Annotated in this window: 8 protein-coding genes; 5 read left to right on the forward strand and 3 right to left on the reverse strand. The window is 48.3% G+C overall.

Annotation, left to right across the window (positions count from 1 at the left end; translation table 11 throughout):
- Positions 1-29 precede the first annotated feature (29 nt).
- The 3 genes from pdxR to J0A65_RS06875 all read left to right on the forward strand — a co-directional run bounded on the left by pdxR (position 30) and on the right by J0A65_RS06875 (position 3824).
- Entirely contained in the window at positions 30-1490 is a 1461-nt protein-coding gene (gene pdxR / locus J0A65_RS06865) for a MocR-like pyridoxine biosynthesis transcription factor PdxR (RefSeq protein WP_206593396.1), read from the forward strand.
- 80 nt (positions 1491-1570) lie between these two features.
- On the forward strand, positions 1571-2863 hold the full coding sequence (locus tag J0A65_RS06870; protein WP_206593397.1) for a hypothetical protein: 1293 nt from the start codon (positions 1571-1573) through the stop codon (positions 2861-2863).
- A 79-nt stretch (positions 2864-2942) separates the two neighbouring features.
- On the forward strand, positions 2943-3824 hold the full coding sequence (locus J0A65_RS06875; protein ID WP_232849777.1) for a mechanosensitive ion channel family protein: 882 nt from the start codon (positions 2943-2945) through the stop codon (positions 3822-3824).
- Positions 3825-4081: 257 nt separating this feature from the next.
- Here the strand turns inward: J0A65_RS06875 and J0A65_RS06880 are convergent, their stop codons facing one another.
- Complete coding sequence (locus J0A65_RS06880) at positions 4082-4534, reverse strand: NUDIX hydrolase (RefSeq protein ID WP_206593398.1); 453 nt, start codon at positions 4532-4534, stop codon at positions 4082-4084.
- A 240-nt stretch (positions 4535-4774) separates the two neighbouring features.
- Between J0A65_RS06880 and J0A65_RS06885 the strand changes: the two genes are divergently transcribed.
- Positions 4775-5824: an efflux RND transporter periplasmic adaptor subunit gene (locus J0A65_RS06885; RefSeq protein WP_206593399.1), complete on the forward strand. Its 1050-nt coding sequence runs from the start codon at positions 4775-4777 to the stop codon at positions 5822-5824.
- A gap of 2 nt (positions 5825-5826) precedes the next feature.
- Positions 5827-8940 carry an efflux RND transporter permease subunit gene (locus J0A65_RS06890; RefSeq protein ID WP_206593400.1) on the forward strand — a complete coding sequence of 1038 codons (3114 nt, stop codon included), beginning with the start codon at positions 5827-5829 and terminating at the stop codon, positions 8938-8940.
- 10 nt (positions 8941-8950) lie between these two features.
- Here J0A65_RS06890 and J0A65_RS06895 read toward each other — a convergent pair whose 3' ends face one another.
- A complete protein-coding gene (locus J0A65_RS06895; RefSeq protein WP_206593401.1) occupies positions 8951-9391 on the reverse strand; it encodes a hypothetical protein in 441 nt (146 codons plus the stop codon).
- Between the two features lie 236 nt (positions 9392-9627).
- Positions 9628-10174: sigma-70 domain-containing protein (locus J0A65_RS06900; protein WP_269814639.1), on the reverse strand; the 547-nt coding region annotated here is incomplete at its 5' end.

Genomic DNA, 10174 nt, shown 5'->3' on the forward strand with positions numbered 1-10174 from the left:
TTTTAATTCACACTGGTCCAGGAGGGGCAATGCTCAGGCCATGGCCTTTACATATCCGCCTTGATGACGTATCTGGCTCGACTTTGCAGGAAAGGCTGTTGAACTGCTTGATTACACAGATTCAGCAGGGGCGGCTGCAACCGGGTGATGTATTGCCTGGGAGTCGGGTGTTGGCTGAACAACTCGGGGTGAACAGAAAGACGGTGCAATGGGCATTTGATGACATGATTGCCCAAGGTTGGTTGGTCAGTGAACCTCGGCGTGCTACCCGTGTTAGCCCGGTACTACCTGAAGTGCGAGAACTGGAAAAGGTACTTGTGCCGGCGCATGCGAAATTGAGAGTGCCAAATAAGTTGGATGCCATGCAGCCGGCGGCCTCTTTGGCCGAGCAGGAACAGCGAGTGAGTAACGACGGCACCCCAGATTTACGCCTTATTCCTTACGAAGAGCTGGCTAGGGCAACCCGGCGTGGGTTGCTGGAGTCTATTCGCAGTGGCACGCTGGGGTATGGCGATCCACGAGGGACACCAAGGCTGCGTCGGGCCATCCAGCAGATGCTAACGCAAGACCGCTTTATGCGTGTCGCGCTAGAGCAGATCTGCGTGGTTAGGGGCAGTCAGATGGGGATCTTTCTTTCCGCCCAGCTCCTTGACCCAAGCAAAGGGGTCATAGTTATGGAAACACTTAGTTACCCACCGGCACGTGCGACCTTTACATCACTGGGATTTGAGGTGGTAGATTGCCGACAGGATGAGCAGGGCCTGGATACCGAACATTTATACGAGCTACTGCAAAAACACTGTGTGGCAGCGGTGTATACCACCCCACATCATCAATACCCCACGACGGTTTGTATGTCTTCGGCTCGGCGATTGGCCTTGTTGAATTTGTCCCTCCAGTATGATTTTGTGGTCATCGAAGATGACTATGATCATGAATTTCACTATGACAATCGGCCTGTGGCTCCCCTTGCCAGCCTGGAGGATGCACAAAATGTCATTCATATTGGTTCGCTTTCCAAAGTATTCGCGCCGGGACTGCGTTTGGGTTACATGGTTGCAGGGGCGGAGCTGATAGATCGTATTGCCGGGCAAATCATGCTGGTGGATAGGCAAGGCAATGCCATCGTGGAACTTGCTGTTGCAGACCTAATGGAGAGCGGTTTGGTTAAAAGGCATATCCGCAAGGCTCGTAAGGTTTATCAGCAGCGTCGTGATCTTGCCGCTAGCTTATTGTTTGAAGCACTAGCAGATAAAGTGAGTTTCGATTTACCAGCCGGAGGAATGGCCCTATGGCTTCGCTGCTCGAAGGTTTTGTCTGAAGAGGCGCTAGCACAACTCAGATTACTTGGGTTTATCGGAGAGCACTTTTTCGCACAGGGAGAAGATAAGGGCGTACATATTCGATTTGGTTTCGCTTCACTAAACGAGCAGGAAATCGCCGAGTCTGTGCAGCAGTTACAAAAATGCTTGTTGGACCAGGGAATTTAGCTAAGGTCGATTCTGTCAATTGACGACCAGTGTGGTTAAATACAGCATCTTAACTTCACTTTGTTGAACATGGAATATCAATGATAAAGGCTAGCAAGTGGCTGGTGTTTGGCCTGGGTACAACAATATTAGTAATGCTGATGGTGGCCGGATTGACGCTTTTTCTGGTGGTGGAAGATAAACCATGGGTACAGGAAGACTTGGCAGGCCAATTAGAGCATGCAGATGAAGTTCAACCACTACTGCAACAGTTGACAGGGTTATTAAAGCGCAGTCGTTACCAGCAATTTGTGCAGTTGAGCCGTCCACAATTGCAAAGTCTGGCAGGGTTAGCCCAGCGGGCGGCACCAAAATTACAGGGGCAGATTGGACTAAGCAATGAGCTGGGATGGATGGTTTGGAGCTATCATTTACCTGGCAATCCCTTCGGTGAATATTTGAATGTCAGTGCTGAGCTGTTGCCTTCCGAAGGAGTAAAACTAGGGACTCTAAAAATTGGGGGAATTAGCCTGCCTGGCGAGCGGGCGCAGGCGGCGCTTCTTTGGTTGTTAGATTGGAAGCTGGGTGAAACCTTGGCTTCGGATTTTGTTCAGCGCATCCAGCAAGTTCATTTGAGCGAAGACAGAATGCTGGTGCGAGTGGCCCCTTTTGATGATCTTGTTGCCAAGCTCAAGGCGTTGCCCAAGTCTAATCTGTCGGAAGCCGATGAACTGCGTCGTCAGCGGGTGCAATACTATCTTGCAGAATTACAGCAAATGCCAATGCCTAAGTCGGATATTTCTCTGGGAATTCTGCTTGGTCATGTATTTGATAAAGCCAGGCAACGCACTCAATCAGGGGCGGTGGCCAGCGTAGAAAATGAAGCGGCAATAATGGCGCTTGCTATATTTGCTGGAAGCCATCGTTTTTCGCATTTTATCGGTGATTTGAGCGGAGAAAGTGGCAAGATCCAAACCATTTCCACGCATACCACTTTAGCCCAGCGCCGTGACCTGAGTTTGCACTTTCTCTATTCAGCGGCGATAAAACTGCTGTCTGAACAAGGTATTAGCATTGCCATTGGCGAATTTAAAGAACTGATGGACAGAGCCAAAAAAGGCAGTGGCTTCAGCTTTGTAGACCTGGCAGCAGATATGACCGGCATTCGTTTTGCTGAGTTGGCAACCCACCCGGCTACGGCTGAAAATTTTCAGCAGATGATGGCTGGACTAGGTAACGAAGCTTTGTTCTTTCCATCGGTAGATGGCTTGCCCGAAGGCTTCGATAAACAGGCATTTAAGCAGCGTTATCAGCAAGTCGATAGCCAGGCTTACAAAGCTGAACTGGAAGAAATTCAAAAGCGCATTGACCAATTGGCTCTTTATCAAGGTTGATAGTGCATAGCGTTCATGTGCAATTCGGTGTCATGAAAAGCTTAGTGTTTAGTCATTCTACAAGTCAGGAGTAGTAAGTTTGGAAGTTTGGTTGGAAAGGGCCCTGGAGTTTATTGTGGGTCATAAACTGGTGATGTCGGTGGCCTTCGGCGCATTGTTTCTTGTGGTGCGTCAGTGGATCCTGCGACTGATCCGTAGACGAGCCAAACGCAAAGATGAAGATAAGCGACATGTAGTTAACGCCATTAAGAATGCGACTAACTTCATGTTGGTTTTGTTTTTACTGGTGGTATGGTCAACCGAACTACAGAATCTGGCACTGTCTATTGCTGCTTTTATGGTTGCTATTGTATTGGCGACCAGAGAATTTATTCAGTGCATTATGGGCTTCCTGTACGCCACTAGTACTCGTATGTTCAGGGTGGGCGACTGGATCCAGGTGGGCAACTATCATGGCGAGGTAATGGAGTCTCACTGGTTTACTCTGACCTTATTGGAAGTCGATATGGAGACCTACCAATACACAGGTAAGACCTTGAATCTGCCAAACAACTTACTGGTCACCAGTACGGTTAAAAACCTCAATTATTTGAAGCGTTATGCCAGCCATACCTTCACCTTGGTGAGGGATCAGACGGTCAATGTGTTTGCCTTTAAGCAGGAATTACTTAATCGAGCGCGCGGCCATTGTGAGCATTTCAGGGATGTTGCTATGCGTTACAACAATCTTATTCAAAAGCGTCTGGATGTGGTAATTGCCGGGCCTGATCCTGATATAAGGGTAACCACCAATCATCTTGGTGACACTGAAGTGCGGATTAAAATCTTTTGTCCCACTGAGCAAGCGACAGAGATTGAACAAAAAATTACCGAGGACTTTATGTCCTTGTGGTTCGCTAGTTCAACACCAAGCCTTGCTCAGATATCTAATGTGGAATTATCGGAAAAAACATCAGAATAAAGTAAATACCTGATAAATTGGGTTAGAGCTGAAAAAAGCCGGTCTAACTTTGCGTTAACCGGCTTTTTTTAATGAGTAAATTAAAAAGCTGTTTGTTTGTTGAGCAAGTTTTTAAATGGTTAACATAGCTAAAATTCAAGATTTTTAACTAATAATTTGATTAAAATCAATATGTTGGTTTTTGTTCTTGGTATTTTGAATATGGATGACACGACTCATTTTTAACAGACCTAGTGCTTATAATGGATTGGTGTTAATTACTCGATATCAGAAGGTTTTTCATCGGTTTCATCAGCCTTATTGAATAGCGCCCTGATCTGCAATAATTCTTCTTCAAAACGCCAATCATGGATCTGAATCTCAAAGGGGTCGGTTAGCTGAATGCTGCTAATTTCCATACGTGACCAATCAGGTACAGGAAAGGCTTTCATCTCGCTGCCAAAATCATCTTGCAACTGGCAGGCATAAAAGCGAAAGCCTGCTTCGTTTTCACCGAGAAATGCACCTACCTCTACATTAAATCCGGTTTCTTCCCAGGTTTCACGATGAGCCGTACATTGCGCGCTTTCTTGTCCGTTACTCAAACCGCCAGGCAGGTCTAATTTACCTGAATGTCGATGACCTATAGTCAGCAACCATTTGTCGATTTTTATTAGGCATGCGGCGTTACCGGGAGTAGCCTCCTTAGTCTGTTCCTTGACCCGGCACATGGGATCGGCCGGAGGCTCTGAAGAGCATGCCAGAAGGAAGCATATACAGGCGATAAGGGCAGTAATTCGCAAAGCACAGAGATCTTGCAGAAAGGATGCCGCCCATATTAGGCGGATGGTCAATACGGATCAATACTTCGGGCTTATCTCTGCCATACTGCATTAGCTGATATAAAAATGCGCGCCGTAGAACAGCGTAGCGAGTAAAAACAATGAATTACCTTTGGGACAACAGGCTAGATGACCAATAAACGCAATATTTCACCTGTCTTGATCATTTTGCTGCTGGTCGCAGCGTTAACCGTATATGTTTATCTGCCAAATGAACAAGAGCAAAACCAGCGAATGATGCAGGTTGTGCCAGTTAAAGTGCAGGAAGTTAAAGAGCAGGAATTTGCCGTGCTTATTGAAGCTCTTGGCACCGCCAGGGCAAATGAGGCCGTTGCCATCACCGCATTGGAAAGCGAGATCGTCGACAGTATTGTCTTTGATGACGGTGATCTGGTTGAGAAGGGGCAATTGTTGGTCAGCCTCAATAACCGTGAGGAAAAAGCCAGGGTCAATGAGTTAGAAGTTAATCTGCAGGAAGCAAAACGTCAGTTGGTGCGCATCCGTGATTTGGCCAAAGAAAATGCTACCTCTGCGCAATTGTTGGATGCCCAGGAAGCCCGTGTAAATGCTCTGGCTGCGCAGTTGGAAGTGGCTAATGCACGCTTAGCTGAGTTGGAGATTCGAGCTCCTTTTAGGGGGCGGTTAGGAATTCGGCGGATTAGTAAAGGTGCTTTGGTTAAGCCTGGCGATGTGATTACCACCCTCGATGATCTCACTCAGATTAAAGTGGACTTCAGTATTTCTGAATCTCACTTGCCGGATGTTGCTAAAGGGCAGTTGGTCATTGCCAGTACTGTTGCATATCCTGGGGAAGCGTTTCACGGAGAGATTTCCAGTTTAGATTCGCGTATTGACCCTGTAACCCGTGCCGTGCAGGTCAGGGCGATTATTGATAATACTGAACTAAAGCTACGCCCTGGAATGCTGCTGCAAATTAATCTGCAAAAACAGGTACTGAATACCCTGATATTGCCTGAAGGGGCGCTGCTACCTATTCAGGACAAACAATATGTCTATGTTGTCGACAGTGACAATAGGGCACATCAGACCGAAGTCAATGTTGGTCGGCGTAAGCCTGGGGTGGCGCAAATTCTGTCGGGGATTGAATCCGGTGACAAGGTGGTGGTTGAAGGTACCTTGCGTTTAAGTGAAGGCGTTCAAGTCAGGATCCAGGAGTAACCATGCTGCTGTCAGATTTATCGGTTAAACGTCCGGTCTTTGCCTCGGTCGTCAATTTACTCCTCATTGTGTTTGGTGTAGTTGCAGTGAGCATGCTGTCACTGCGTGAATACCCGGATGTGGATGCCCCTATTGTTTCTATTAACACCAACTATCCTGGTGCTTCTGCAAATATTGTCGAAAGCCGTATTACCCAACTGTTGGAAGACCGAATCAGCGGTATTGAAGGCATAAAGAACATTACCTCCAGCAGCCGTAACGGCCGCTCATCTATTAGTATTGAATTTGAACTGCACCGCGATATCGATGCTGCTGCCAATGATGTGCGCGAGCGCGTGAGCCGTGCATTAAACAACTTGCCCGAGCAAGCGGATCCGCCCGAAGTGTTTAAATCGGATTCTGATGAAGATGTCGTGGTGTGGTACAACCTGCGTAGTGACACTATGTCGGTGATGGAACTCACGGACTATGCTGACCGTTACATTGTTGACCGATTAGCTATTGTTGACGGTGTGGCCCGGGTGCAAATAGGTGGAGGACGCACCTATGCCATGAAGGTTTGGCTTGACCGCAATGCGATGGCAGCGCGTAACATCACAGTTACAGATATCGAGCAGGTGATTCGGGCCGAAAACGTGGAATTGCCAGCTGGGGTTATCGAGTCGGATGACCGGGATTTTGAAGTTCGGGTGGCGAGAACCTTCCTGACGCCTAATGATTTCTCGCAGCTAACCATAAAAACCGGCGATGACGACGGCTATCTGGTGAGATTGGGTGAAGTTGCGCGGGTAGAACTGGCCGCCGAGGACGATGAAACAGAGTTTCGTGGCAATGGCGTGAATATGATTGGCCTTGGTATTGTTAAGCAATCCAAAGCCAATACGCTGGATGTGGCTATTGCTGCCAGAAAAGCCATCGCCGACATTGAAACCAATCTGCCAGGGAATATTTTTATTGTCCCCAGCTATGACTCGTCGGTGTTTATCGAAGATTCCATTGATGAAGTGTATGAGACCCTGGCTATTGCCATGGCTATGGTGGTGATTGTTATTTATCTCTTCCTTGGCAATGTGCGAGCCACCATCATTCCTGCCGTTACAGTACCCGTATCCTTAGTGGCGGCATTTATGGTGCTGTATATGCTGGGTTACTCCATCAACTTGCTGACCTTGCTGGCACTGGTTTTAGCTATTGGATTGGTGGTGGACGACGCCATCGTGGTGCTGGAAAACATATACCGCCGGGTGGAAATGGGCGAGCCACCTCTTCTGGCTGCGTACCGGGGGGCCCGTGAAGTCGGCTTTGCGGTAATCGCCACTACTTTGGTGCTGGTCGCGGTGTTTTTGCCACTGGTATTTTTACAGGGCAATATCGGCAGGTTGTTTACCGAATTTGCTGTAGCTATTGCCGCTGCGGTGGCATTTTCCAGTTTCACCGCACTAACCTTATCTCCCATGTTATGTTCTAAGATCCTGCAAAAGCGAGAGCGGGGAAGTTGGTTTGGGCGCTTTGTTGATAAAGGCTTTACGAAATTAGAGCGCGGCTATTTCAATTCCCTGGGCAAAAGTCTGCATCAGCCTGTTGTGAGTTTTTTAATGGTGGCCGTGAGCCTGGTGGCGCTTTATGGTCTTTCCAGCAAAATACCCAGTGAGTTTGTGCCAAGAGAAGATCGCGGTAACTTCTTTATTATGATGCAGGCCGCTGAAGGGGCCAGCTTTGAAAGCAACAGCCGCAATATTGCCAAGATTGAGGCTATTTTGCTGCCCTATCTGGCAGAAGGCGAAGTGAATCGGGTACTGGTACGCACGCCCGGCTTTGGTGGGTCGGCGGGTATTGCTATTGTCGGTGCCGTAGACTGGCAGGATCGACAGCGCTCTACATTCGAGTTGATGAATGAAGTGAGCGCCAAGATATCCGAAATTCCCGATGTCAGAGCCTTTGCCATTATGCGCAGCAGTCTGGGAGGCCGTGGTATGGGCCGACCAGTACAGTTTGTATTGAAAGGCGATACCTATGAAGACTTAGTCGAGGCCAGAGATATCGTTATGGCCAAGGCGGCAGAAAATCCGGGGTTGGTCAGATTAGATAGTGACTACAAGGAAACCTGGCCGCAGCTTCTGGTGAAGATTAATCGTGACCGTGCGGCTGATTTAGGCGTATCAATTGGTGATATCGGCCGGACTTTGGAAACCATGCTGGGTCAGCGCCGTGTCTCTACCTATCTGGATCGCGGGCAAGAATACTATGTGATTATGGAGGGCAACAAAGAAGACTACCGCTCGCCACAAAGCATTGAAAATTTGTATGTTCGCTCCAAGCGCAGCGGTCAGTTGATCCCTATGGATAACCTGCTGACTTTTGAAGAAGGAGCAACGTCCTCCACGCTGAACCGTTACAATCGAATGCGTTCCATTACTATTACTGCCAACCTGGCTGATGGCTATACCTTAGGTGAGGCATTGACCTTCCTGAACAAGGTAGTGGATGAAGAATTATCCGATACTATCGCCGTGGACTATCGCGGTGAGTCGCTGCTTTATCAGGAGTCAGGCAATTCTATCCTGTTTATTTTTGCTCTGGCGTTGGCCGTGACCTATTTAGTGCTTGCCGCCCAGTTTGAGAGTTGGATACATCCTTTGGTGATTATGCTGACCGTGCCTTTGGCACTGCTTGGGGCATACATAGGCCTGTATTTAAGTAATCTCTCAATCAACATATATAGCCAGATTGGACTGGTTATGTTGATCGGGCTGGCCGCGAAAAACGGTATTTTGATTGTTGAGTTTGCCAACCAACTGCGTGACGTGGGCGTCGAGTTTGAGCAAGCTCTCAAGCAGGCTGCCAGACAAAGGTTACGCCCCATAGTGATGACAGGATTCACCACGGTTTTCAGCTCACTGCCTTTGGTACTCGCCAGTGGCCCAGGCTCAGAGAGCCGCATGGTTATAGGTATGGTGATTTTCGCCGGTGTGATGATGGCAACCTTTATGACGCTTTATGTGGTGCCCACGGCCTATTTCTGGCTGGCACGCCACACCGATTCGCCGCTGCGTCGCACGCATGAGCTGGAGCGCTTGGACGACGAAATACCTTATCGTAAAGGCGAGCTGGAATAGCTCGCCTTTACTAAGGGTTTATCGTTCCTACTGGTTGCTGGCCTTGATGAAGGGCACTAAGGCCAACCAGCAAGCGTCTGGGATGGGGAGAGCCGGTAATCTTGTAAAAACTGTGGCCTCGGCGTCTGAGCTTATAGCGAATGTGGCGGTCCCGAAGGATGGGATTGTCGACCTGTTCGTGCCAGATTGCGCCAAAGCTAAAGGCCATATCTTCCAAGCGATGAACAAAGAAAGAGTAAAGTCCTTGCTCTCGTTTCTCGCTTGGAATAACAACATCAAAAATCTTCAGAGCGCGGTAACACATGCCATCGTGGTCGATATCGCCAACGGCTAGATTAACGACTCCACCGTCAGAAGAAACGCGTTGAAATCTATGCCCCTTCATGGGATCCCATTCATCAACCCAGTCCAATGCGTTGATCATTAAAGCTTCAATACAGCGGTAAGACATGACTGCAAACCTCTTAACTGACACCCCAAGATAACTCCCGAAGCAATAACGACTAGCTTGGAGATCCTATTCTGTATCGGCAGGCATCGACAAAAATTAGCGGTTATCAATGATCAAGTGCTTATGAACACTCTTTTCTAGCGTAGCAGTAATCTGGGAAGTATGAGGGGCAGTAGATAAAAAAATACCCCCTGCGAGCAGGGGGTATGTTAATCGATGTCTTGATTTAGCTGAACTTACTCGTCCAGGAAGCTTCTCAACTGCTCAGAGCGGCTGGGGTGGCGCAATTTACGCAGTGCTTTGGCTTCAATCTGACGAATACGCTCACGGGTTACGTCAAACTGTTTGCCTTCTTCTTCCAGTGTATGGTCGGTGTTCTTATCAATTCCGAAACGCATACGCAGCACTTTCGCTTCACGGGCGGTAAGGCCAGCTAACACTTCCTGGGTGGCGCTCTTCAGGCTGCCTGAGGTAGCTGAATCCAGTGGCTGGATAATAGTGCTGTCCTCAATGAAATCGCCCAGATGCGAATCTTCATCATCACCAATGGGAGTTTCCATCGAGATTGGCTCTTTAGCAATTTTCAGTACTTTGCGGATCTTGTCTTCCGGCATCAACATACGTTCAGCCAATTCTTCTGGCGTTGGCTCGCGGCCCATTTCCTGTAACATCTGACGACTAATACGGTTCAGTTTATTGATCGTCTCAATCATGTGTACAGGTATACGGATGGTACGGGCTTGGTCCGCGATGGAGCGGGTAATAGCCTGACGAATCCACCAG

It is taken from the genome of Bowmanella yangjiangensis, assembly GCF_017255015.1.
GTDB classification, from domain to species: domain Bacteria; phylum Pseudomonadota; class Gammaproteobacteria; order Enterobacterales; family Alteromonadaceae; genus Bowmanella; species Bowmanella yangjiangensis.

Bases quoted from the DNA above. Each gene is read 5' to 3' on its own strand.
- J0A65_RS06880 (WP_206593398.1), bottom strand. From the start codon at position 4,534: ATGTGCCGGGTCAAGGAACAGACTAAGGAGGCTACTCCCGGTAACGCC.
- J0A65_RS06885 (WP_206593399.1), top strand. From the start codon at position 4,775: ATGACCAATAAACGCAATATTTCACCTGTCTTGATCATTTTGCTGCTG.
- J0A65_RS06895 (WP_206593401.1), bottom strand. From the start codon at position 9,391: ATGTCTTACCGCTGTATTGAAGCTTTAATGATCAACGCATTGGACTGG.
- J0A65_RS06870 (WP_206593397.1), top strand. From the start codon at position 1,571: ATGATAAAGGCTAGCAAGTGGCTGGTGTTTGGCCTGGGTACAACAATA.
- pdxR (WP_206593396.1), top strand. From the start codon at position 30: ATGCTCAGGCCATGGCCTTTACATATCCGCCTTGATGACGTATCTGGC.
- J0A65_RS06890 (WP_206593400.1), top strand. From the start codon at position 5,827: ATGCTGCTGTCAGATTTATCGGTTAAACGTCCGGTCTTTGCCTCGGTC.